The 24,761-nt window shown below is 64.8% G+C and carries 16 protein-coding genes; 8 read left to right on the forward strand and 8 right to left on the reverse strand.

Annotated elements, in window-relative coordinates:
* Positions 1–199 precede the first annotated feature (199 nt).
* Positions 200–2,053, forward strand: a complete 1,854-nt coding sequence (locus HU738_RS22185) for a sigma-54-dependent Fis family transcriptional regulator (protein ID WP_186604145.1) — start codon at positions 200–202, stop codon at positions 2,051–2,053.
* Between the two features lie 98 nt (positions 2,054–2,151).
* On the opposite strand, the gene accC is transcribed toward HU738_RS22185, so the two are convergent.
* From accC to HU738_RS22215, 6 genes are all read right to left on the reverse strand, one after another.
* The gene (gene accC, locus HU738_RS22190) at positions 2,152–3,507 is read right to left on the reverse strand and encodes an acetyl-CoA carboxylase biotin carboxylase subunit (RefSeq protein WP_054886847.1); all 1,356 of its coding nucleotides are present in this window, start codon (positions 3,505–3,507) and stop codon (positions 2,152–2,154) included.
* A 17-nt stretch (positions 3,508–3,524) separates the two neighbouring features.
* Positions 3,525–3,986: an acetyl-CoA carboxylase biotin carboxyl carrier protein gene (gene accB, locus HU738_RS22195; protein ID WP_054886848.1), complete on the reverse strand. Its 462-nt coding sequence runs from the start codon at positions 3,984–3,986 to the stop codon at positions 3,525–3,527.
* 100 nt (positions 3,987–4,086) lie between these two features.
* Positions 4,087–4,539, reverse strand: a complete 453-nt coding sequence (gene aroQ, locus HU738_RS22200; RefSeq protein WP_027920816.1) for a type II 3-dehydroquinate dehydratase — start codon at positions 4,537–4,539, stop codon at positions 4,087–4,089.
* A gap of 179 nt (positions 4,540–4,718) precedes the next feature.
* The gene (locus HU738_RS22205; protein WP_186604143.1) at positions 4,719–6,497 is read right to left on the reverse strand and encodes a protein-disulfide reductase DsbD; all 1,779 of its coding nucleotides are present in this window, start codon (positions 6,495–6,497) and stop codon (positions 4,719–4,721) included.
* A gap of 239 nt (positions 6,498–6,736) precedes the next feature.
* Positions 6,737–8,698, reverse strand: coding sequence for a methyl-accepting chemotaxis protein (locus HU738_RS22210; RefSeq protein WP_186604141.1), 1,962 nt, complete (start codon positions 8,696–8,698; stop codon positions 6,737–6,739).
* 105 nt (positions 8,699–8,803) lie between these two features.
* Positions 8,804–10,183, reverse strand: coding sequence for a diguanylate cyclase (locus tag HU738_RS22215; protein ID WP_186604139.1), 1,380 nt, complete (start codon positions 10,181–10,183; stop codon positions 8,804–8,806).
* A gap of 246 nt (positions 10,184–10,429) precedes the next feature.
* Here HU738_RS22215 and HU738_RS22220 point away from each other — a divergent pair, with 246 nt between their 5' ends.
* The 5 genes from HU738_RS22220 to HU738_RS22240 all read left to right on the forward strand — a co-directional run bounded on the left by HU738_RS22220 (position 10,430) and on the right by HU738_RS22240 (position 15,312).
* Positions 10,430–11,497 (forward strand): DUF2333 family protein, encoded by a 1,068-nt coding sequence (locus HU738_RS22220; RefSeq protein WP_054886852.1) that lies wholly within the window; start codon positions 10,430–10,432, stop codon positions 11,495–11,497.
* A gap of 2 nt (positions 11,498–11,499) precedes the next feature.
* Positions 11,500–12,036 (forward strand): NUDIX hydrolase, encoded by a 537-nt coding sequence (locus tag HU738_RS22225; RefSeq protein ID WP_176509644.1) that lies wholly within the window; start codon positions 11,500–11,502, stop codon positions 12,034–12,036.
* A gap of 216 nt (positions 12,037–12,252) precedes the next feature.
* Positions 12,253–12,624: a translation initiation factor Sui1 gene (locus tag HU738_RS22230; protein ID WP_054886854.1), complete on the forward strand. Its 372-nt coding sequence runs from the start codon at positions 12,253–12,255 to the stop codon at positions 12,622–12,624.
* A 151-nt stretch (positions 12,625–12,775) separates the two neighbouring features.
* The gene (speA, locus tag HU738_RS22235) at positions 12,776–14,689 is read left to right on the forward strand and encodes an arginine decarboxylase (protein ID WP_176509642.1); all 1,914 of its coding nucleotides are present in this window, start codon (positions 12,776–12,778) and stop codon (positions 14,687–14,689) included.
* A gap of 167 nt (positions 14,690–14,856) precedes the next feature.
* Complete coding sequence (locus HU738_RS22240) at positions 14,857–15,312, forward strand: REP-associated tyrosine transposase (protein ID WP_186604137.1); 456 nt, start codon at positions 14,857–14,859, stop codon at positions 15,310–15,312.
* A 105-nt stretch (positions 15,313–15,417) separates the two neighbouring features.
* Here HU738_RS22240 and HU738_RS22245 read toward each other — a convergent pair whose 3' ends face one another.
* Positions 15,418–16,755, reverse strand: coding sequence for an MATE family efflux transporter (locus tag HU738_RS22245; protein WP_186604134.1), 1,338 nt, complete (start codon positions 16,753–16,755; stop codon positions 15,418–15,420).
* Positions 16,756–16,935: 180 nt separating this feature from the next.
* Here HU738_RS22245 and HU738_RS22250 point away from each other — a divergent pair, with 180 nt between their 5' ends.
* A complete protein-coding gene (locus tag HU738_RS22250) occupies positions 16,936–21,837 on the forward strand; it encodes an alpha-2-macroglobulin family protein (protein WP_186604132.1) in 4,902 nt (1,633 codons plus the stop codon).
* A 161-nt stretch (positions 21,838–21,998) separates the two neighbouring features.
* On the opposite strand, the gene HU738_RS22255 is transcribed toward HU738_RS22250, so the two are convergent.
* On the reverse strand, positions 21,999–22,292 hold the full coding sequence (locus tag HU738_RS22255) for a hypothetical protein (protein ID WP_176509638.1): 294 nt from the start codon (positions 22,290–22,292) through the stop codon (positions 21,999–22,001).
* A gap of 77 nt (positions 22,293–22,369) precedes the next feature.
* Between HU738_RS22255 and pbpC the strand changes: the two genes are divergently transcribed.
* Positions 22,370–24,724, forward strand: coding sequence for a peptidoglycan glycosyltransferase PbpC (gene pbpC / locus HU738_RS22260; RefSeq protein ID WP_186604130.1), 2,355 nt, complete (start codon positions 22,370–22,372; stop codon positions 24,722–24,724).
* Positions 24,725–24,761: the final 37 nt, after the last annotated feature.

A 24,761-nucleotide genomic window follows, 5' to 3' on the forward strand; every position in this document is an offset into this window, starting at 1 on the left:
CAGATGGGTTAGAGCGCTACAGGGCGAGGCTGCCAAGGGCCTTGCCTGAGACGCTGCGTGCCAGTATTGCCGGGTGTTTGCCGGGCGCCTGAGACGCTGCGTCTCACGCCCGCCGGTAATCACACAGTGCTTGTTTGCACCGGCCGTCAGGCGCTTAATGGCCGCACAACGACAAGAACAAACAGGAACCGGAGGCCTCATGCTTGCCGCGAACTCCCGAGCCCATGTCGATTGCGTCAGCCGGGTGCTGAAGAACGCCGACCGCCTGCCCCAGGCGCCGGTGCCGCCGCTGATCCTCGATTCCTGGCGCCGTTCCATGGAGCTCTACCGTCTTGATCCTGGGTCCCAGCAAGGGCCGCGTATCCTCTCCCAAAGCCTGCTCAACGAGTGCCGCGAGCGCGCTGAACTGTTCCTGCGCATTGCCAGCGACGCGGTGGCCCGCCTGCATGCACGGGTGCGTGGTGCCGACTATTGCGTGCTGCTGACCGATGCGCTGGGGCGTACCATCGATTACCGGGTCGAATCAGCCATCCGCAACGACTGCCGCAAGGCCGGCCTGTACCTGGGCACCTGCTGGTCGGAAGGCGAGGAGGGCACCTGCGGCGTGGCGGCGGTGTTGACCAGCCAGGCGCCGGTCACTGTGCACAAGCGCGATCACTTTCGCGCCGCGTTCATCGGCCTGACCTGCACGGCGGCGCCGGTATTCGACCCGCAGGGCGAGCTGCTTGGCGTGGTGGATGTGTCGGCCCTGCAATCGCCTGACGACCGCCGCAGCCAGCACCTGATCCTGCAGCTGGTGGAGCAGACTGCACGGGAGATCGAAAACGCCTTTTTCATGCACAGCGCCCAAGGCCACTGGGTGATGCGCGCCCACGGCACGCCGGGTTATGTGGAGAGCCAGCCTGACTACCTGCTGGCCTGGGATGCCGACGGCCGCCTGCAGGCGATCAACAGCCTGGCCCGCGCGCGTTTGCTGGCGCAGCACGGGCGTCTGCCTGAGCACATCGGTGAACTGTTCGACATGGGCCAGCTGCGCCGCGCCAACGAGGCTTCGGCCCAGCGCCTGCCCGGGTGGGGCGGGTTGTACGGGCGGGTCAGCGCGCCTCAGCGACGGGGCCGGGTGCAACCCTTGCAGCAAGCACAGGATGCACGCATCGAGCAGCACCTTCGGTTGGCCACAAGGGTCAAGGATTGCCACCTGGCGGTGCTGGTGCAGGGCGAGACCGGGGCCGGCAAGGAAGTCTTCGCCCGCCAGTTGCATCAGCAGAGCCAGCGCCGTGACGGGCCGTTCGTCACCCTGAACTGTGCCGCCATTCCCGAGAGCCTGATCGAGAGCGAACTGTTCGGTTATGTCGCCGGGGCGTTTACCGGTGCGTCGAGCAAAGGTATGCAGGGGCTGCTGCAGCAGGCCGATGGCGGCACCTTGTTCCTCGACGAGATCGGCGACATGCCGCTGAACCTGCAGACCCGCCTGCTGCGGGTGCTGGCCGAAGGTGAAGTGGCGCCACTGGGGGCTGCGCGGCGCGAGCGGGTGGATATCCAGGTGATCTGTGCGACTCATCGCGACCTGGCCACCCTGGTGAGTGAAGGGCGTTTTCGTGAGGATCTGTATTTCCGCTTGGCCAATGCCCGCTTCGAGTTGCCGCCGCTGCGCGAGCGGGAGGACCGGTTGGGGCTGATTCATCGGTTGCTGGCTGAAGAGGCCGAGGCTTGCGGCGTCGATGTGGTGCTGGGCGACGATGCGTTGCAGGCGCTGCTGGTTTACCGCTGGCCGGGCAACTTGCGCCAGCTGCGGCAGGTGTTGCGCTATGCCTGCGCGGTCAGCGAAGGCGGGCAGGTGTGCCTGGAGAGTCTGCCGCCGGAGGTGCGGGGCGATGCCGTGCCTGCGGCTGATGCCGGGGTATCGAGCCAAGCCCGGCAATTGCTGCTTGATGCCTTGATACGGCACCGCTGGATACCGGCGGAAGCGGCGCGGGCCTTGGGGATATCGCGGGCGACCTTGTATCGGCGGGTGCATGAGCACCGGATCGAAATGCCGCGGATGAAAGGGTAGGCTGGGCGGCGCTCGATCTGATAGGCGCACATCTCTGAAGGCAGGCAATAAAAAACCCCGGAACCAGTCCGGGGTTTTGCTGCATCACGCTAACGCGATCACTCCTGGTTGGCCAGTTTGTGTTCGAGGTAGTGGATGTTCACGCCGCCTTTGCAGAAACCTTCATCACGCACCAGGTCGCGGTGCAGCGGGATGTTGGTCTTGATGCCGTCGACGACGATCTCGTCAAGGGCATTGCGCATGCGCGCCATGGCTTCGTCACGGTCCTTGCCGTAGGTGATCAGCTTGCCGATCAGCGAGTCGTAGTTCGGCGGAACCGAATAGCCGCTGTACAGGTGCGAATCGACGCGTACGCCGTTGCCGCCCGGAGCGTGGAAGTGTTTGACCTTGCCTGGGCTCGGGATGAACTTCTTCGGGTCTTCGGCGTTGATCCGGCACTCCAGCGAGTGGCCACGGATGACCACGTCTTCCTGGCGGTACGACAGCTTGTTGCCAGCGGCGATGCTCAGCATCTCCTTGACGATGTCGATACCGGTGACCATCTCCGACACCGGGTGCTCAACCTGCACGCGGGTGTTCATTTCGATGAAGTAGAAACGGCCGTTCTCGTACAGGAATTCGAAGGTACCGGCACCGCGGTAGCCGATCTCGATGCACGCATCGACGCAACGCTTGAAGACTTCCTGACGGGCCTTCTCGTCGATACCTGGGGCCGGGGCTTCTTCCAGTACCTTCTGGTGGCGGCGCTGCAGCGAGCAGTCACGGTCGCCCAGGTGGATGGCGTTGCCCTGGCCGTCGGACAGAACCTGAACCTCCACGTGACGTGGGTTGGTCAGGAACTTCTCCAGGTAGACCATCGGGTTGCCGAAGGCGGCACCGGCTTCGGTCCGGGTGAGTTTGGCCGAGGCAATCAGGTCCTCTTCCTTGTGCACCACGCGCATGCCGCGACCACCACCGCCACCGGCGGCCTTGATGATCACCGGGTAACCGACGTCACGGGCGATCGCCAGGGCGACCTCTTCGTCTTCCGGCAGTGGGCCATCGGAGCCCGGTACGGTTGGCACGCCCGACTTGATCATCGCGTCCTTGGCCGAAACCTTGTCGCCCATCAGGCGAATGGTGTCGGCTTTCGGGCCGATGAAGGCGAAACCGGACTTTTCCACCTGCTCGGCGAAATCGGCGTTTTCCGCGAGGAAGCCATAACCCGGGTGGATCGCAGTGGCGCCGGTGACTTCGGCGGCAGCGATGATCGCCGGGATGTGCAGGTAGGAATCCTTGGACGATGCAGGGCCGATGCAGACCGACTCGTCTGCCAGGCCCAGGTGCATCAGTTCACGGTCGGCCGTGGAGTGCACGGCGACGGTCTTGATGCCCAGCTCTTTGCAGGCACGCAGGATGCGCAGGGCAATTTCCCCACGGTTGGCGATCAGGACTTTTTCGAGCTTCCCAGACATCGTTGGCTCTCCGCGATTCAAACGATGGTGAACAGCGGCTGGTCGAACTCAACCGGCTGGCCGTCTTCCACCAGGATGGCGTCGATGACACCGCCAACATCGGCTTCGATGTGGTTCATCATCTTCATGGCTTCGACGATGCACAGGGTGTCGCCTTTCTTCACGCTCTGGCCCACTTCAGCGAAGTTCGGCGAGGTCGGCGAAGGCTTGCGGTAGAAGGTACCGACCATCGGCGAACGGATCACGGTGCCTTTCAGGGCGGGAGCGGCAGCAGCGGCTTCGGCGGCAGGCGCAGCAGCGGCAACCGGAGCAGCGGCAGGCGCGGCGGCTACTGGAGCAGGTGCGTAGAACTGCTGGGCAGCCGGGGTCTTGCTGTGGCGGCTGATACGGACCGACTCTTCGCCTTCCTTGATCTCCAGCTCGTCGATGCCAGACTCTTCCAGCAGCTCGATCAGTTTCTTGACTTTACGGATATCCATTAATCATCAACTCCCAAAGGTTCGGTCAGGGGGCGAAATTTAAAAACGTATCTGAACGTTTCTCTTCAACCCCGGCCCACTGAGGCCAGGGTTTTCGTTATCAGGGCTGTGCGTTGGCAGCCAGTTGTTCCAGCGCGGATTCCAGGGCCAGGCGATAACCGCTGGCGCCCAGGCCGCAGATCACTCCTACGGCAACATCTGAAAAGTAGGAGTGGTGACGGAACGGTTCGCGTTTGTGCACGTTGGACAGGTGCACTTCGATGAATGGGATGCTCACCGCGAGCAATGCGTCACGTAATGCGACGCTTGTGTGGGTGAAAGCAGCCGGATTGATCAGGATGAAGTCCACACCCTCGTTGCGTGCGGCATGAATACGCTCGATGAGTTCGTACTCGGCATTGCTCTGCAGGTACTGCAAATGGTGGCCAGCGGCACGGGCGCGCTGTTCCAGGTCCTGGTTGATCTGGGCCAGGGTCACGGCACCGTAGTGGCCTGGTTCGCGAGTCCCGAGCAGGTTCAGGTTGGGGCCGTGAAGCACCAGTAGGGTTGCCATCTGCGGTTTCCTTGGATTTGTAGGGCAATTCGACACAGCGCGGCGAGTGTGCCGCAAAGCGACAGCAAGTGTCCAGTTCCCGGCAATAGCCAGCACGTTGCCCGAGGTTCGCGCGAAGTATGTGACCAGATAATTAAATCTGGTCACTCATTTGGAGAAAATGCCCGGCACGCGGAAAGTTATAGACCGAGTTTGCCGCGAACGCGCGTCAGAATCTGCGCAAATTCGCCGGCGTTTATCTCGCCAACGACCCGATCGCTGGTCATTTCGCTGCCGTTCGCCGCAAAGAACAGCAGCGCAGGCGGGCCGAACAGTTGATAGCGGTCAAGCAGCGTGCGCTGCTCGGCGCTGCTTTCGGTGATGTCGAAGCGCAGCAGTTTGAAGCCGCTCAATTGCCCTTGGACCTGCGGCGCATTGAGCACGTCGTGTTCGATCACCTTGCAACTGATGCACCAGTCGGCGTACCAGTCCAGCAGCACCGGTTGGCCAGCCGCCTTGGCCTCGACCAGGGCTGCGTCCAGTGCGGCCGGGGAGGTGACGGTTTGCCAGGCATCGGCCTTGGGCACCGCACCGCTGACTGTGGCGGCGGCGGGGGACGGCAATGGGCGCAGCGGGTCGCCCTGGCCGCTCAGCGCACCGTACCAGCAGGCCAACGCATACACCAGCAACGCCAGGCCCACCAGTTGTGACAGGCGCTGGCGTGGTGGCTTGACCACGAATTCCAGGGCACCGAGGAACAGCGCCACCCCAGCTGCCAGGAAACCTACCAGCAACAAGGTCGCCGGCCCCGGCAGCACGCGGCTGAGCAGAGCGATGGCCAGGCCCAGCAGCAAGACGCCGATAGCGTTCTTCACGGTATTCAGCCAAGGGCCGCTCTTCGGCAACCAGGCTGCTCCCCCTGTGGCAATCATCAGCAAGGGGGCGCCCATGCCCAGGCCCAGGGCGAACAGTTTGAGCGCACCGCCCAGCGCATCGCCGCTGGCGCTGATGTACAACAAGGCACCGGCCAGCGGCGCCGACACGCAGGGTGAGACCAGCAGGCTGGAGAGCACACCGAGCACGGCCGCACCCAGCAGCGAGCCGCCTCGTGTGTGGTTGGCGACGTTGTTGAGGCGGTTGCTCAGGGCTTGGGGCAACTTGAGTTCGAACAGGCCGAACATGGCCAGGGCGAACACCACGAAGAACAACGCGAAAGGCACCAGTACCCAGGCCGACTGCAGGCGTGCCTGCAGGTTCAGGCCGGCGCCGAACAGGCCCATCAGCGCGCCGAGCCCGGCGAAGCTGGCGGCCATCGGCAGCACATAGGCCAGCGACAGCGCAAGGCCTCGCAGGCCGCCGACCTGGCCCCGCAGGACCACGCCTGAAAGGATCGGCAGCATCGGCAGCACGCAAGGGGTAAAGGTCAGGCCGACCCCGGCGAGAAAGAACAGCAGCAGTGACCTCCAGCTCCAGCCCTGTTCGCTGCCTGCAGGCACGGCGGCGCCAGCAGCGGGAGCTTCGCCATCAATGTTCAGGCGCGCGGTTTCCGGTGGGTAGCACAGACCCTTGTCGGCGCAGCCCTGATAGCCCACCAGCAGGGTGAAGGCGCGGGCGTCGGTGCGTGGGATCTCGATGTCGAGCACGCCGTGGTAGACCTCGACGTCGCCGAAGAACTCGTCATGCTTGGCTTCGCCCTTGGGGATGTTCGGCGCGCCCAGGGCGATGTCCGCCGGTTCCGTGCGGAAGTTGAAGCGATGGCGGTACAGGTAGTAACCGTCGGTGGCGACGAAGCGCAGCTTGAGGGTTTGCGAGTCGGCCTGCACCAGGCTGAGCTTGAAAGCCTCGTGCACCGGCAGGAAATCGGCATTGTTGGACAACGAAGCGGCGCCGAGGGTGGCGCTGGGGCGGTTGTCGAGCAGGCCTGAAGCGAAGGCAGGGCTGGCCAGCAGCAGGAAAAGCAGGAAAAACAGGCGGCGCATGGCGGACTCGCGAGGTGGAACGTGCCCGCATGATAACGGAGTTGGCGCAGGTTGAAAGGGACGGCGACACAAGGCCGCTTGCAACCTTGAAGCGTGCACCGAACCTGTGGGAGCGGCCTTGTGTCGCGAAAGGGCCGCAACGCGGCCCCGGCAATATCAGCTGTGATACACAAATCCTGGGGGCGCTTCGCACCCCTTTCGCGACACGAGGCCGCTCCCACATGTATAGCGTATGCCTGCTAGACTCTGAAGGCCCGCACCGCCTTGCTCAGCTCTCCGCCCAGGCTCAGCAGTTGCTCACCCTGCTCACGCCCTTCGCCAATGCGCTGCAGGTTGTCTTCACCCAACGCGTGAATCCGCTCGCTATGGTCACGAATCTCACTCACCGCGCCAGTCTGTTGCGCGGTGAGGTCGGCAATGCGTACCGCCGTATCGGCGATCGTGCGGATCGCGCTGACGATCTCATCCAGCGCGCCATCGGCGGCCTGGGCCTGGTTGGCGGTGGTTTCGGCGTGTTCGAGCTGGGTGCGCATGCCGGCCACCGACTCCCGCGCCGCCTGCTGCAAACGGTCGATCAGTGCCTGGATCTCACCGGTAGCCCCCGTGGTGCGCTGCGCCAGTGAGCGTACCTCGTCGGCCACCACCGCGAAGCCACGGCCCATCTCGCCTGCACGGGCGGCCTCGATGGCGGCATTCAATGCCAGCAGGTTGGTCTGCTCGGCGATGGAACGAATCACCGTCAACACCCCGCCGATGGTCGCCGATTCCTCGGCCAGCTGTTCGATCATCCGCGCGTTGCCCTGCACCTCGTCGACCAGCGCCCGCAGCCCCGAGAGGCTCTGGCCGATCACCGCCTGGCCCTGTTCCACCGCACGCCCGGCATCGCGGCTGGCATCGGCGGCGGAGCTGGCGTCGCCGGCCACTTGCTGGATGGTCGCTTCCAGCTCGCCCAGCGCATCGCGAATCTGCCCGGTGTCGCCGGCCTGGCGCTCGGCGCCGTCGTGCAGGGCGGCACTCATCCCGGCCAGGGCGTGGCTGCTGCCGGCGACCTGCTCGGCGTTGTGGCGAATGGTGCCGACCAGCTCCACCAGGTAGTGGCGCAGGCGGTTGAGCGATTCCGCTATATCGTGCAGCTCGCGGTTGGTCTTGCCCAGCACGACAGGCTCGGCAAAGTTGCCTTCGGCCCAGCGCGACAGGGCTGGCGCCAGGCTGGTCAGGGTGCGGGCCAGGCGCCGTTGCAAGGTGTCGACGAGCAAGGCGATGAGCAGGATCAGGCCGATCATCAGCGCCTGCATGCTGCGCACTTCGCTGGCAATCTTCGCGTGCTGGCCGCGCACTTCCGGCTCCAGGCCGGCGATGGCCTGTTGCACGGCTTCCAGCCGCTGGTTGGTGCTGGCGGCCAGCGCAGTGCGGCGCTCGATCTGTTCGCGGGTGCGTTGCAGCTCGGCGGGATAGCGGTTGAGCAGGCTTTGCAACTCGCGCTTGAGGCTGACCGCCACGTCTTCCTGTTGCCCATCGGCCTGGGACTCCAGGCCCATCATGGCAGCGAAGTCGTCGGCGCCGGATGCGGCGGCTCGGGTCACGCCCAGCAGCGGCAGGCCGTCGATGATTTGCGCCTGGTTGCGGATCAGTTGCAGTTCGCGCTCGACCTCGTCGGCCAGTTCGGCGCGGCCGCTGCTGACCAGTTTGTCCCGGGCCAGCGACAACCGGCCCAGATGCACGCTGGCGTCGAGCAATGGCACCAGGTAGCGGTTGGCTTCGCTGTTGCCGCTGTCGCGGGCATAGGCGGTCAGCTGTTCGAAGTTGGCACCCAGTTCGCGCTCGGCCTGCAGCAGCAGCGCCTGCGGGTCGCCGGCCAGCTTGCCGGCGGCTAGCAGTTCGTTGGCGGTGAAGGCCTGCAAGGTGCCCAGGCTCGGGCGCAGCCTGCTGGCGAGTGCTGGCGGCCAGTCGGTCAATGAGGCTTCGAGCTGCTTGTTGGCCTCGACGGCCGCGGCGTGGCGCAAGGCATCGCCACTGCCCAGGTAAGCCTGGATATTGCGCGCAGCCTGGTTCTGAAACTGCTGCGACAGGCCCAGGTAGCGCTCCATCAACTGATAGGGCCGCTCCAGGGCGCGTTGCGACCACCACAGGGTCGCACCCAGGGCGATGCAGACGGTCACCAGCAACAGGGTGTTGAAATTGGTCAGCCACTTCAGGCGCATAGCCGCGAACTTCCTGCGGGGGAGTCGAGAGATAGGTGCCTGAATTTATGGCGAATTTGTTACCAGGTGATGACGATGATGGCGTTGAGCTATTGCTGGCGACGGTTACGGTTCGACCCGGACCACGCAGTTACGCCCGGCATGCTTGGCTCGGTACAACGCCTCGTCCGCCGTGCTGGCCATGCTCAATGCATCCAGCTCATCCTCCAGCTGCACCACCCCGGCACTGAAGGTGCATCGCAGATCTTCCGGCTGCGCCGGGTACAGGATCTCGGCAAAGCGCCGGCGAATCTCGTCCAGCACCTTGTACGCGGCTTCCAGCGAGGTGTTGGGCATGACGATGGCGAACTCCTCGCCACCATAGCGGCCAATGAAGTCGGTCTTGCGCAGGCGTTGCTTGAGGAACAGCGCCAGGCTCTTGATCACCCGGTCGCCCATGGGGTGGCCATGGCGGTCGTTGATTTTCTTGAAGTGGTCGATGTCGAGCATGGCGAAGCTCAGCGGTTGCCGCTCGCGTCGGGCGCGGTAGCTGCAGTCTTCGAGCAATTGCAGGATGTGCGTGTGGTTGTACAGCCCGGTCAGGCTGTCGCGGACCATGCGGGCCTTGAGGTGGCGGGCGCGGGCGGCGCGGTTGCGCACGGTGGTGATCAGGTGTCGCGAGCGTACCGGCTTGGTCAGGAAGTCGTCGCCACCCTCGCTCATCGCGTCGAGCTGCTTGTCCAGGTCGTCCTCGGCGGACAGGTAGATGATCGGCACGCTCACGTAACGGTCATTGTGCCGGATCACCTTGGCCAGCTCCGGGCCCGAGCACGTCGGCATGTAGAGGTCGAGGATGATCAGGTCGGGCTGGAAATCGGCGAGCTCGACCATGGCGCGGATCGGGTCGTTCAGGCTGCGGGTCAGCATCCCGGCGCTGGCCAGTACCCGTTCGGTATGCAGGGCCTGGGCGCGGGAGTCGTCGACGATCAGCACGCGCAAGGGGTCTTGCTGTGCGTGGCTGGTCATGGCTTCGAGCTTTTCCAGCAGGCTGGAGGCTTCCAGGGTACCGGTCAGGAACGCCTGGCCACCGGCGCGCACTGCGGCCAGGCGGGTCGGCGTATCGGCCTCGTGCAGGCTGAAGAACAGCAACGGTATGGGTTGCGCCTGGCCCCGTTGCGCCAGCGCGGCCAATGGCAAGCCAGCACCGGGGCCGGCGAAGTCGACATCCATGACGATGGCGGCCGGAGGCTGTTCGGCCAGCGATGCCAGAAACGCACTGGCGCAAGGCTGCGGCTGCGCGCTCAGGCCGAAGAATTCCAGCTGCTGGGCGAGGCGCTCGGCACGCTCGTGGTCGTGCAGCAGCAGGTAGACCGGTTTGCGTGCGGCGGGCAGCTCCAGCTGATCGGGCTGGTCGTCATGGCGCAGGCGCGTGCGCGACAGGCGCTGCAACAGCTGTTCGAGCTCCTGCGATAGGCGCTCCTGGCTCGGCTCCGCGGCTTGGGTCATGTCCTGGCTACTTGTCAGTGGGCTATGCAGGTTCGATGATGGCTCTATGCTAGCACCACTTTTTGCCCCCGTACGTGCGCCGCATCAACAAAGGCTGGCGAACGAATATTCAGTTACTGACTCATTGGTCGCTTATGCGTACGGCAGTGTCTGCTTTATAGTGCTGCGACGCGGGCTTGCCGTGGCACCCTGGCGCTGGCCTGTGGTCCAAGCCCTGAACCGTCGTGACTGATTAAGGACAAAGCCATGCTGGACTGGAAAAACCGCGAGGCCAAAGCCGAGCCCCGCGAGCGTGTGGATGGCCGCGGCGCCGCAGCCCGTAGCTACCTTGGCGGGCTGTGGAGCCGAGCCCTGGGAACCCTCATCGGGTTGTACCTGCTGGTCTGCATCGGCCTGGGCTGGTACTGGAGCCAGGAGCCGAAGCTGTTCCCGGTACAGCAGAATGCCCAGGCCGCCGCTGAGCGCAGCGGCCAGCAGATGGTAGTCGGCTACACCACCATCGAAACCCTCAAGACCGTGGCCGGCACCTTGCTGAACAAGCCGGGCGGGTACATTTCCAACGACCGCTTCCCGCCGGGCCTGTGGATGGACAACATGCCGAGCTGGGAGTACGGCGTGTTGGTGCAGGTGCGTGACCTGTCCCGTGCCCTGCGCAAGGATTTTGCCCGTTCGCAGTCGCAGTCCACCGAAGATGCCGACCTGGCCAAGGCCGAGCCGCGCTTCAACTTCGATAACAAGAGCTGGATCCTGCCTTCGAGCGAGTCGGAATTCGAAGAGGGCATCAAGTCGCTGACCCGTTACCAGACCCGTCTGGCCGCTGGCGACAAGGGCGCGATCTTCTATACCCGTGCCGACAACCTGAACAACTGGCTGGGTGACGTGGCCACCCGGCTGGGTTCGCTGTCGCAGCGCCTGTCGGCCAGCGTTGGACGGGTCAAGCTCAACACCACCCTGAAGACCGAGTCGGTCGTTGCCGGCCAGGCGCCACAGGTGGATGAAGAACTGGTGGAAACCCCATGGCTGCAGATCGACAACGTGTTCTACGAAGCCCGTGGCCAGGCCTGGGCGCTGTCGCACCTGCTGCGAGCCATCGAAGTCGACTTCGCCGACGTGCTGGCGAAGAAGAACGCCACCGTCAGCGTGCGCCAGATCATCCGTGAGCTGGAAGCCTCGCAGGAGCCGCTGTGGAGCCCGATGGTGCTCAATGGCAGCGGCTTCGGCATGTGGGCCAACCACTCGCTGGTCATGGCCAACTACATTTCCCGGGCCAACGCTGCGGTCATCGACCTGCGTCAGCTGCTGTCGCAGGGTTGAGCATGGCGATCAGCGCCAACGAGGCCGCCCACCGGGCGGCTTCCGACCGTGAGCTGGTCACCTGGGTCGACGAAGCCGACCAGGTACTTGGCGCGCTGCCCAGGGCCGAGCTGCGCGAGCGTGGCCTGATCGGCCGCTGCACGTTCATCCTGTTGTTCAACAGTGCCGGTGAGCTGTGTGTGCACCGGCGTGCCCTGAGCAAGGCACTGTACCCAGGTTATTGGGACGTGGCGGCCGGTGGCATGGTGACGGCAGGGGAGGCTTATGACGATTCGGCTGCCCGCGAGCTGGCTGAAGAACTGGGGATCGAAGGCGTCGAACTGCGCTTTCATGAGCGGTTCTATTTTGATATGCCGGACAACCACCTGTGGTGCGCGGTGTATTCGGCCGTGTCGGATGCCCCCCTGCGATTGCAGCCGGAGGAAGTGATCGAGGCGAAATTCGTCAGCCTTGAACAGGCCGAGCAAGAAAGCCTGATAAAGCCTTATTGCCCGGACTCGCTGGCGGCGTTGCAGCGCTACAAGGCCGGCCTGGAATGAAGCACGGGCCGCACAGCGGCGCCAAGGTCGCAAAACATTCGCAAAATGGCGCATTCCGCTACTTAGCAAGGGCCTGATTTATCGTTACACTGCGCGCCCTTTTCGGGCTGCCGCAGTTCCTGCAGCAGTAGCGCCGCCCCTGCCAGAGTGGGGCTTCGCGGTCGGCCTCAACCTTAAGGCACGACCAGTTTTTGTCCTCAGCACAGAGGAACAAAAGTGGCCAAGAAAGCTTCTTCCTTCGCCGCCCTTGGCGGTCTCGTTTACTCCACCGATGCCGGTCGGCACTGCCCCGATTGTGGCCAGCCGGTGGACGCCTGCATCTGCAAGCAGCACGTCATCCCTGAAGGTGACGGCATCGCCCGTGTGCGTCGTGAAAGCAAGGGGCGTGGCGGCAAGACCGTGACGACCGTCACCGGCGTGCCGCTGCCGCTCGACCAGCTCAAGGAGCTGGCCACCACCCTCAAGCGCCGTTGCGGTACAGGCGGAGCGCTGAAGGATGGGGTCATCGAGATCCAGGGCGACCATGTCGAGCTGCTGATCGCTGAGCTGATCAAGCAGGGCTTCAAGGCGAAAAAGTCCGGCGGCTGATACGCCCAGGCGATTTTTTGCCCAACGCTTTCTAAACTCGTTCCCGTGATCTGGGTCTACCCAGGGCACGGACGAATCGTCATTTTCGGCTTTTACACTGCGCCCGCCTCCTTGCGGGGCAGTGTCTTCGACTTATCTATAGGGGACTTCAATGTCCGTACGACGCACACGCAAAGACGATGGTAGCCAATGGACCGTGGCCGACAGCCGCAGTGTTTATGGCATCCGCCATTGGGGCGCTGGTTATTTCGCCATCAATGAAGCCGGGCGCGTCGAAGTGCGCCCCAACGGCCCCAGCAGCGCGCCGATCGACCTGTTCGAGCAGGTCGACGAGCTGCGTCAGAGCGGGCTGTCGCTGCCGCTGCTGGTGCGCTTCCCCGACATCCTGCAGGACCGCGTGCGCCAGCTGACCGGTGCCTTCGATGCCAACATCGCGCGCCTGGAATACCAGAGCCAGTACACCGCGCTGTACCCGATCAAGGTCAACCAGCAGGAAGCGGTGGTGGAAAACATCATCGCCACGCAGAACGTCTCGATCGGCCTTGAAGCCGGTTCCAAGCCTGAGCTGCTGGCGGTGCTGGCATTGGCGCCGAAAGGCGGCACTATCGTCTGCAACGGCTACAAGGACCGCGAATTCATCCGCCTGGCGCTGATGGGCCAGAAGCTCGGCCATAACGTGTTCATCGTCATCGAGAAAGAGTCGGAAGTGGCGCTGGTGATCGATGAGGCCGCCGATCTCAAGGTCAAGCCACAGGTAGGCCTGCGCGTGCGCCTGTCGTCGCTGGCGTCGAGCAAATGGGCCGACACCGGGGGCGAGAAATCCAAGTTCGGTTTGTCCGCCGCCCAGCTGATCTCGGTGGTGCAGCGCTTCCGCGATGCAGGCCTGGACCAGGGCATCCGCCTGCTGCACTTCCACATGGGTTCGCAGATCGCCAACCTGGCCGACTACCAGCACGGTTTCAAGGAAGCCATTCGCTACTACGGCGAGCTGCGTGCGCTGGGCCTGCCGGTCGACCACATCGACGTCGGCGGCGGCCTGGGCGTCGACTACGACGGTACCCACTCGCGTAACGCCAGCTCGATCAACTACGACATGGACGACTACGCCGGCGTGGTGGTGGGCATGCTCAAGGAGTTCTGCGACGCGCAGGGCCTGCCGCACCCGCACATCTTCTCCGAGAGCGGTCGCTCGCTGACCGCGCACCACGCGATGCTGGTGATCCAGGTGACCGACGTCGAGAAGCACAACGACGACGTGCCGACCATCGACAACAAGGAAGCCCTGCCAGAGACCGTGCAATGGCTGGTCGACCTGCTTGGCCCGACCGATATCGAAATGGTCACCGAAACCTACTGGCGCGCCACCCACTACATGGGCGATGTGGCGGCGCAGTATGCCGACGGCAAGATCAGCCTGGCCGAGAAGGCCCTGGCCGAGCAGTGCTACTTTGCCGTGTGCCGCCGCCTGCACAACTCGCTGAAGGCCCGCCAGCGCTCGCACCGCCAGGTGCTGGACGAGCTCAACGACAAGCTGGCCGACAAGTACATCTGCAACTTCTCGGTGTTCCAGAGCCTGCCGGACACCTGGGCCATCGGCCAGGTACTGCCGATCATCCCGCTGCACCGCCTGGACGAAGAGCCGATGCGTCGTGCGGTACTGCAGGACCTGACCTGCGACTCCGACGGCAAGATCAACCAGTACGTCGACGAGCAGAGCATCGAGACCAGCATGCCGGTGCATGCAGTCAAGGAAGGCGAGGATTACTTGTTGGGTGTGTTCCTGGTCGGCGCCTACCAGGAAATCCTGGGCGACATGCATAACCTGTTCGGTGACACCGACTCGGTGAACATCTACCAGAACGCCGATGGCAGCGTGTACCACGCCGGTATCGAGACCCACGACACCATCGAAGACATGCTGCGCTACGTGCACCTGTCACCGGAGGAGTTGATGACGCATTACCGCGACAAGGTGGCCAGCGCCAAGATCACTGCGCGTGAACGGACCCAGTTCCTCGATGCGCTGCGCCTGGGGCTGACGCGTTCTTCCTACCTCTCCTCGTGATCGCCGGGGCCGCTCCTGCAAAAGCTGTATGGCTTTTCTTGTGGGAGCGGCCTTGCGTCGCGAAATGAGGGCGAAGCCCTCACCGAATTCACACTCGGTAATGAACCTCTCAGAGGGCACAGCCGCACTGCGTCTACCTTTGAACGCAATGTTCAAAGGAGAGCGACATGGAGAGTCCCAGCTCCAATCTATTGCGGCGAGGGTGCTGGTCCGAATCCGGACGTCTTTACCTCGTTACAACCAACACACGAAATCGCATCCCGCTGTTCTGTAATCTTCACTTTGCCAGAGCCGTTGTGCAGCAACTGCGCAAAAGTGATGAAGACAAGGCGTGCCGGTCTCTAGCCTGGGTGCTCATGCCGGATCATTTGCATTGGTTGATCGAGTTGCATGACGTCGGGCTAAGTGACCTGATGTGCGCTTTCAAGTCGCGAAGCAGCTGTGCGCTCTACAGGGCCGGCGCGGACCGGCGTCATATCTGGCAATCCAGTTTTCATGACCGGGCCTTACGTCGCGAAGAAGATGTTAAGGCTGTGGCCAGGTACATCATCGCCAATCCTATTCGCGCTGGATTGGTTGAACGTGCAGGCGATTACCCACATTGGGATTGTGTGTGGTTGTAAGTCTGCAGGTGAGGGCTTCGCCCTCATTTCGCGACACAAGGCCGCTCCCACATTGATCGGCGTACGCCGGACCGTTCGGAAAGGGCCGCAAAGCGGCCCCCGGCATTACTGAATCCAGCGCCCTCGTTCCTGCAGCCGCCACCCAACCCACCCCAACGTCACCGCCCGCAACGCCATGAACCCGAGAAAGGCCAGCCACAACCCGTGGTTGCCAAACCCGCTCATGACCACACCCAAGGGCAGCGCAATCAGCACCGACAGCACCATCGTGTTGCGCATCTCCCGTGCCCGGGTCGCGCCGATGAACAGCCCGTCGAGCAGGTAGCTCCATACCGCAATCAACGGCAGCAGCGCCAGATACGGCAGGTACGGGTAAGCCGCCGCCCTCACGCTATCGATATTGGTCTGCAAGTCGATGAACAGATGCCCGCCCAGCAGGAACACGCCGGCAAACCCCAGGCTGGTGAGCAACGACCACCCACAGGCCACCACCAGCGAGCGGCGTAAGGTATCCCGGTCCCGCGCACCAATGGCATGCCCGCACAGCGCCTCTACGGCATGCGCCAGGCCATCGAGGGCGTAGGCGGTGAGCAGCAGCCCGTTGAGCAGCAGGGCGTTGGCCGCCACCGTGGCTTCACCCAGGCGTGCGCCCTGCACGGTGATCAGCAGGAACACCAACTGCAACGCCAGGCTGCGCAGGAAGATGTCGCGGTTCACCGCCAGCAATGGCCGCCACGCCTGCCAGCGCTTGAGCGCAGTCCAGGCGATCTGCCCGGGGTAGGCACGAAGGGCTGGGCGGGTCAGGGCCAGGCCGAGCAACGCAGCGCACCATTCGGCGACCACCGAGGCCCGTGCCGAACCCAGCACGCCCCAGTTCAGGCCCAGCACGAACCACAGGTTGAGGGCGATGTTCAGCAGGTTGGTGGCCAGCAGTATCGCCAGTGGCGCGCGAGCGTTCTGTGTGCCCAGGAACCAGCCGACCAGCGCATAGCTGGCCAGCGCTGCCGGCAGGCCGAGCAACCGGGTATGGAAAAAGGCTTCGGTGGCTTGCTGCAACGCCTCGCTCGGTTGCATGGCGTGCAGGGCCAGCTGGCTGAAGGGCAGGGCAAGGAGGCCGATCAGTAGCGCGAAGGCCACGGCCAGCAGCAGCCCCTGCACCAGTACCTGACGCAGCGCCGTGCCATCGGCACGCCCGGCGGCCTGTGCAGCGAAGCCAGTGGAGCCCATGCGCAGGAAACCCATCAAGCCAACCATGAACGTGAACAGCGTGGCGCCCACCGCCACCGCTCCGAGCTGGTGGGCGTGGGGCAGGTGGCCGATCACGGTGCTGTCGACCAAGGCCACCAGCGGTACCGAAATGTTGGAGAGGATCATCGGCGCGGCCAGCGCCCATACCCTGCGGTGGGTGGGGCGGTGCTGCCAGTCGGTGGTCAGTTGCGACATTGCAATTCCTGAGGCTGTGGGGCTGTTTCGCGCCCCAGGGTTCGGCTGGCCACAGTGTACCGGTCGGGCAACCCATCTGCGCGAACACGGTCTCACTTGCCGCATCGACGAAACTCCCGGACGCGCCGTTGCGCTATAGTTGCTGCCCTTACGTACACGCTGCCAAAGAGTTACCACTCCATGCTCAACAAAGGATTGTTGCTGGCCTGCGCGCTGGCCCTGCTCAGTGCCTGTGATTCCTCGACGCCGGACAAGCCCGCGTCCCCCGAAAAACCGGCCGCAAGCGCTGCGGTCGAGGCCCCCGCGGCCAAGCGAGAAGACCCTGCCGTCCTCGCCAAACGCTATGAGGGGCGCGAGCTCAGCGTGCTGGACGTCTCTGAAGTGCAACTCGATGGCGCCAGTACCCTGTCGATCAGCTTCTCGGCCCCGCTGGACGCCAAGCAGGACTTCGCCGCCAAGGTGCACCTGGTCGATACGGTCAAAGGCAAGGTCGATGGTGCCTGGGAACTCTCCGACAACCAGATGGAATTGCGCCTGCGCCACCTCGAGCCGCAGCGCAAGCTGGTGCTGACCGTCGACAAGGGCCTGCTGGCCGTCAACGGCAACAAGCTCGACAGTGAGTCCGTGAGCCGCCTGGAAACCCGCGACATGCAAGCCACCGTCGGCTTCGCCAGCCGCGGTTCGTTGCTGCCCACGCGCCTGGCCGAAGGCCTGCCGGTGATCGCGCTGAACGTGCCGAAGGTCGATGTCGAGTTCTTCCGGGTCAAGCCAGAGATGCTCTCGACCTTCCTCGCCAACTGGGGCCGCAACAGCAGCCTGTACTACTACCAGTCCAAGGAAACCCTGGACATGGCCGAGCTGGTCTACAGCGGCCGCTTCGACCTGAACCCGGCGCGCAACACCCGCGAGACCGTGCTGCTGCCGATTGCAGGCATCAAGCCGCTGCAGGAGCCCGGTGTGTACCTGGCCGTGATGCGCGCCTCGGGTACCTATGACTATTCACAGCCGGCGACGCTGTTCACCCTCAGCGACATCGGCGTATCCGCCCACCGCTACCGTGACCGTCTGGATGTGTTCGCCCAGGCCCTGGAAGGCGGCAAGGCGCTCAAGGACGTCAACCTCGAACTGCATGACGACAAGGGCAAGCTGCTGGCCCAGGCCAAGACCGATGGCGCCGGCCATGCCCAACTGCCGATCACGGCCAAGGCCGATACGCTGATCGCTACCCAAGGCGTGCACACCACCCTGCTGCGGCTGAACACCGCGGCCCTGGACCTGGCCGAGTTCGACATCACCGGCCCCCAGGCCAACCCGCTGCAATTCTTCATTTTCGGCCCGCGCGATCTCTACCGCCCGGGTGAAACGGTGCTGCTCAACGGCCTGCTGCGCGACCAGGATGGCAAGCCGGTGAAGGCCCAGCCGGTCAGCGTCGAGGTGCGCCGCCCGGATGAGCAGGTCAGCCGCAAGTTCGTCTGGGAAGCTGACGCCAGTGGTCTGTATCAATATCAGTTGCAGCTGGCCACGGAGGCGCCGACTGGCCGTTGGCAGCTGCTGCTCGACCTGGGGGGCGGTCGCAAGCAGGTTTATGAATTCCTGGTCGAAGACTTCCTCCCCGAGCGCCTGGCGCTTGAACTCAAGGGCAGCGATACGCCGTTATCGCCCGATGAGGATGCGCGTATCCAGGTCAATGGCCGCTACCTCTACGGTGCGCCCGCTGCCGGCAATCGCCTGAGTGGCCAAGCCTATGTGCGCCCGCTGCGCGAAGCGGTGCAGGCGCTGCCGGGCTACCAGTTCGGCTCCGTGACCGAAACCGAATTGGCCCAGGACCTGGAACTCGACGAAGTCACCCTCGACCAGGCCGGCAAGGCAGTGGTCGATATCGAGAGCCGTTGGAGCGAAGCACGCTCGCCGTTGCAACTGACCGTACAGGCCAGCCTGCAGGAATCCGGCGGCCGGCCGATCACCCGCCGCCTCGAACAGCCGATCTGGCCTGCCGAACGCTTGCCCGGCCTGCGCGGCCTGTTCGACGGCGAGGAAACCGACAGCGACGGGCCGGTCGAATTCGAAGTGCTCGTGGCCGACCGTAAAGGCAACAAGCTCGCCGCCAATGACCTGAAGGTGCGCCTGATCCGTGAGCGTCGCGATTACTACTGGAACTACTCGCAGAGCGATGGCTGGAGCTACGACTACAACGAGAAATTCCTCACCCAGAGCGAGGAGACGGTCAGCGTCAAGGCCGGCTCCACTGCCAAACTGAGCTTCCAGGTGGAATGGGGCCCGTACCGGGTCGAGGTGGAAGACCCTGAGACCGGGCTGGTTTCCAGCGAGCGCTTCTGGGCCGGATACCGCGCCCAGGACAACGCCGAAGGCGGCGCGGTGCGGCCAGACCAGGTGAAGCTGGCGCTGGACAAACCGGCCTACGCCGACGGTGCTACCGCCAAGGTCACCGTGACCCCACCTGCGGCCGGCAGCGGCTACCTGATGGTCGAATCCAGTGATGGCCCGCTTTGGTGGCAGGAAATCGACGTACCCGCCGAAGGCAAGACGTTCGATGTGCAACTGGACAAGCAGTGGGCGCGCCACGACCTGTACATCAGCGCGCTGGTGATCCGCCCGGGTGAACGCAAGGCCAATGCCACGCCCAAGCGCGCCGTCGGCGTGCTGCACCTGCCACTGGCGCGTGCCGAGCGCAAGCTGGCGGTCAGCCTGCAGGCGCCTGAGAAGATGCGGCCCAAACAGCCGCTGACGGTGAAGATCAAGGCCGCCAATGCCGACGGCAGCGTGCCGAAGCAGGTGCACGTGCTGCTGTCTGCCGTCGACGTGGGTATCCTCAACATCACCGATTTCAAGACCCCCGACCCGTTCGCCAGCCTGTTCGGTCGCAAGGCCTACGGTGCCGACCAGCTGGACATCTACGGCCAGCTGATCGAGGCCGGCCAGGGCCGCTTGGCCAGCCTGGCCTTTGGCGGTGACGCGGCGATGGCCAAGGGTGGCAAGCGCCCCAATACCACGGTGACCATCGTTGCCCAGCAAAGCCTGCCGGTGACCCTGAACGACCAGGGCGAAGGCGAGGCGAGCGTCGATATTCCGGACTTCAATGGCGAGTTGCGGCTGATGGCCCAGGCCTGGACCGACGAGCACTTCGGCATGGCCGAAGGCAAGACGGTGGTGGCCGCGCCGCTGATCGCCGAGCTGTCGGCGCCGCGCTTCCTGGCGGGTGGTGACCGCACCAGCCTGGCGCTGGACTTGGCAAACCTGTCGGGGCGTGCCCAGCAGCTGAGTGTCGAGATCCTCGCCGAGGGCCAGCTGAGCCTGACGGCCAGCGCCCAGCAGACTGTCGCCCTGGCCGAAGGCCAGCGCAGCACGCTGCTTATCCCGGTGCAAGCCCAGGGTGGGCTGGGGCAGGGCAAGGTGCGGGTGCGGGTCAATGGCCTGCAACTGACAGGCGAACCGGCAAACACCTTCGAACGGGAATGGACGCTGGGCGTGCGCCCGGCCTACCCGGCGCTGCTCAAGCATTACCGTGTGGCCCTCAAGGACCAGCCATGGACCCTTCCGGAAAGCGACCTGGCCGCCTTCGAGCCGGCCGGCCTGGAAGCCAGCCTGGCGCTGTCGAGCCGCCCGCCACTGAACCTCGCCGAACAGATCCGCGCCCTCGAAGCTTACCCTTACGGCTGCCTGGAGCAGACTACCAGCGGCCTCTACCCCTCACTGTACGCCGATGCGGCCAGCCTCAAGCGCCTGGGTATCAAGGGCGAGCCGGCCGAGGTGCGCAAGCGCAAGATCGAGATGGGCATCGAGCATCTGCTGGGCATGCAGCGCTACAACGGCAGCTTTGGCCTGTGGAGCTCGGACAGTGAAGAAGAGTACTGGCTGACCGCCTATGTCACCGACTTCCTGCTGCGAGCCCGCGACCAGGGCTACGGCGTGCCGGCCGAGGCCTTGAAGAAGGCCAACGAACGCCTGTTGCGCTACTTGCAGGAACGCAATCTGATCGAAGTCGACTACAGCGAAAATGCCGAGCACACCCGCTTTGCCGTACAAGCCTATGCTGCGCTGGTGCTGTCGCGCAGCCAGCAAGCACCGCTGGGTGCCCTGCGCAGCCTGTTCGAGCGCCGCGCCGATGCCCGCTCCGGCCTGCCGCTGGTGCAACTGGCGGTAGCGCTGGACGCCATGGGCGACAAGCCGCGTGCCGAGCAGGCGCTGCAGGCGGGCCTGGGCATCAGCCGCAGCAAGGGCTGGATGGCCGACTATGGCAGCAGCCTGCGCGACCAGGCGCTGATCCTGGCGCTGCTGCAGGAAAGCAAGCTGGCCAGCAACCAGGTCGACCAGCGCCTGTTCGCCCTGTCGGACGAGCTGGCGGCCAACCGTTGGCTGTCGACCCAGGAACGCAATGCCTTGTACCTGGCCGGCCGTGGGCTGCTGGGCAAGCCGGAAGCGCCGTGGAAGGCGCGCCTGGACAGTGCCGGTGAGGTGCGTGAGTTCAATAATGTCGAGGCGGGCATGAAGCTCGAGGGGCCGTTGCTGGCCTCGCCTCTGACTGTGCAGAACGAGGGCAGCGAAACGCTCTACCAGCAACTGACCCTGTCGGGCTATCCACGCCAGGCGCCTGCTGCCGGTGGCAACGGCATGGAGATTCGCCGCGACTACCTGGGCATGAATGGCCAGCCGCTGGACCTGCATAACCTGCGCAGTGGCGACCTGGTGCTGGTGCACCTGGCGCTCAAGACCAGCGATCGCGTGCCGGATGCCTTGGTGGTTGACCTGCTGCCTGCCGGCCTGGAACTGGAGAACCAGAACCTGGCCCAGAGCGCTGCCAGCCTGGACAACGCCAGCAGCGCGGTGAAGCAGTGGCGCGAGTCGATGCAGAACGCCAGCGTGGTGCATCAGGAGTACCGTGATGACCGCTACGTGGCGGCCCTCAAGCTCGACGGCTATGGCACCACGCACCTGTTGTACCTGGCGCGTGCGGTGACCCCGGGCACTTACCGGGTGCCGCCGCCACAAGTGGAGTCGATGTACCGGCCGAACCTGCAGGCCGTGGGGGATGGGCAAGGGGAGATGACTGTAAAAGCCCGCTAAGCACCTGCCTTGCACGGACTATGTGGGAGCGGCCTTGTGTCGCGAAAGGGCCGCAAAGCGGCCCCGGCATTTCAAGCTACGGAGCTGAGATCCTGGGGCTGCTGCGCAGCCCTTTCGCGACACAAGGCCGCTCCCACAGGTCCGCGCCGGGCAGTTCAATGTCAATGAATCACCCAGCTCATCACCCACAGCCCCAGCATCAGCCAGATGATCCCGAGGATGATCGAAGCACGCATGAAGGCGCGGATCGCCGAGTACAGCAGCATCAGGCCGATGATCAGGGCGAGGATGCTGAGGAGCGAGGTGTCCATGCCCAACGTGCGTGCCAGGCCATCGATGAAATTGCCCCCGGCGTTGGCCAGCAGGTTGAACAGGCCGCTCAAGGCGTCGACGATGAAGCGGATCAACGACCCCAGTGCCTGGCCAAGCCACTCGAAAAAACCTTCTACATGCATAGTTGCTTCCTGATGAACGAATCGGCACGTTTGCCGTTCCCAAGCCTTTGGCCACTACCTGGCCAGGTCGGTTCCCGATGCCAAGCTTAGCGCGGCCGCGTACCCGAGCGGGAAGGCTCGTGCGTGCTGCCGCGGTCAGCATCCTGTTGTTGCTCGGCCTGTTGTGGCTGGCCGACCGCATCTGGCCGCTACCGTTGCCGGGCAACGACCTGGCAAGGGTAGTGCTGGCTGAAGACGGCACTCCATTGTGGCGTTTTGCCGATGCCGATGGGGTGTGGCGCTATCCGGTCAGCCCGGAGGATGTTTCGCCCCTTTACCTGCAGGCCCTGTTGACCTACGAAGACCGCTGGTTCTACCAGCACCCGGGGGTCAACCCGCTGGCGCTGGCGCGGGCGGTCTGGCTCAACCTGCGCGGTGGGCGGGTAGTGTCCGGCGGCAGCACGTTGTCGATGCAGGTTGCCCGCCTGCTCGACCCGCATGATCGCACCTTGGCCGGCAAGCTGCGGCAGCTGTGGCGCACTGCGCAACTGGAGTGGCACCTGTCCAAGCGCGAGATCCTGCAGATCTACCTGAACCGTGCGCCGTTCGGCGGTACCTTGCAGGGCGTGGCAGCGGCCAGCTGGGCTTACCTGGGCAAGTCGCCGCAGCAGCTGACACCCGCCGAAGCTGCCCTGCTGGCGGTGTTGCCGCAGGCACCGAGCCGCTTGCGCCCGGACCGCCACCCGGCGCGTGCCCAACGCGCCCGCGACAAGGTGCTGCAGCGCCTGGACGAGTACCAGGTGTGGCCGGCGCAACAGATCAAGGAGGCGGTTGAGGAGCCATTGCTGCTGGCCCCGCGTCAGGAACCCGCACTGGCTCCGTTGCTGGCGCGGCGGCTGTACACCGCTGACAGCCCGACGTTGATTCGCACCACCCTCGACGCCTCGTTGCAACGGCGCCTGGAAGACCTGTTGCTGGGTTGGCGGGCGCGCTTGCCGGAGCGCACCTCGGCGGCGATCCTGGTGGTCGAGGCCCAGACCATGGCGGTACGCGCTTACCTGGGCTCGATCGACCTGAACGACGAGCGCCGTTTTGGCCATGTCGACATGGTCCGCTCATTACGCTCGCCAGGCTCGACGCTCAAGCCGTTTCTGTACGGTCTGGCCATGGATGATGGCCTGATTCACTCCGAATCGCTGTTGCAGGATGTGCCGCGGCGCTACGGCGACTATCGCCCCGGCAATTTCTCGATGGGCTTCAGCGGCCCGGTCTCCGCCAGTTCAGCGCTGGCGCTGTCGCTCAACTTGCCAGCGGTGCAATTGCTCGAAGCCTATGGCCCCAAGCGCTTCGCCGCGCAGTTACGCATGGCCGGCGTGCCGTTGGCGCTGCCGCCGTTGGCCGAGCCCAACCTGGCATTGATTCTGGGCGGTGCCGGCAGCCGCCTGGAGGACCTGGTCGGCGGCTATGCGGCACTGGCCCGGGGTGGCAACAGTGCGCAGGTGCGCCTGCAACCGCAGGATCCCTTGCTGGAGCGCCAGTTGATGTCGCCAGGCGCGGCCTGGATCATCCGGCGCATCCTCAGCGGCCAGGCGCGGCCCGACCGCGACCCGCATGCCGAACTGGTACAGCGCCCACAACTGGCCTGGAAGACCGGCACCAGCTATGGCTTCCGCGATGCCTGGTCGATTGGCGTCGGGCCGCGCTACCTGATCGGTGTCTGGATCGGTCGCCCTGACGGCACGCCCGTGCCCGGGCAGTTCGGCCTGGCCTCGGCGGCCCCGCTGATGCTGCAAGTGCATGACCTGCTGAGCAACCGCGACAGCCAGCGAGGCATCCGGCAGCCAGTGGAACGCGTGCCGGACAGTGTCGGGGTGGCGGCCATCTGCTGGCCGCTGGGCCAGCCCATGAACCGGCAGGACCCGAACTGCCGGCGCCAGCGCTTTGCCTGGACCCTCGATGGCACCACGCCTCCCACCTTGCAGGCCGCCGACCAGCCGCTCGGCCTGGGGCTGCGCGAAAGCATCTGGGTCAATGCCCAGGGCCTGCGCGTGGACGGCAGTTGCCCCGGGGCCAAGGCGCTCGACATCGCTTTGTGGCCAGCGCCGCTGGAGCCTTGGTTGCCACGCGTCGAGCGGCGTGCTGCGCGGCTGCCGACGGTGGACCCGAGCTGTCCGCCACAGGTACCGGCCAGCGCGCCGCCGCTGTCCATCGTCGGCGTGCGCCCCGGCGACCACCTGCGGCGCCCAGCCACCAGCAGTGAACCCTTGCAGTTGCAGGTGTCTGCCCTTGGCGGCGGCGGGCGGCGCTGGTGGTTCCTCAACGGCCAGCCGCTGGGCGAAAGCGAAGGGCAGGGCAGCATGCTGGTGCGGTTCGACCAGGCCGGGCAGTTCGAACTCAGTGCCTTGGACGAAAGTGGAGAAACGGCACGGGTGGCGTTCCAGGTCAACGAGTAGGGTTCGACGTTTACCAGGGCAACACCTACGCTTGCAA

This window comes from Pseudomonas vlassakiae (genome assembly GCF_014269035.2).
Lineage (GTDB): Bacteria > Pseudomonadota > Gammaproteobacteria > Pseudomonadales > Pseudomonadaceae > Aquipseudomonas > Aquipseudomonas vlassakiae.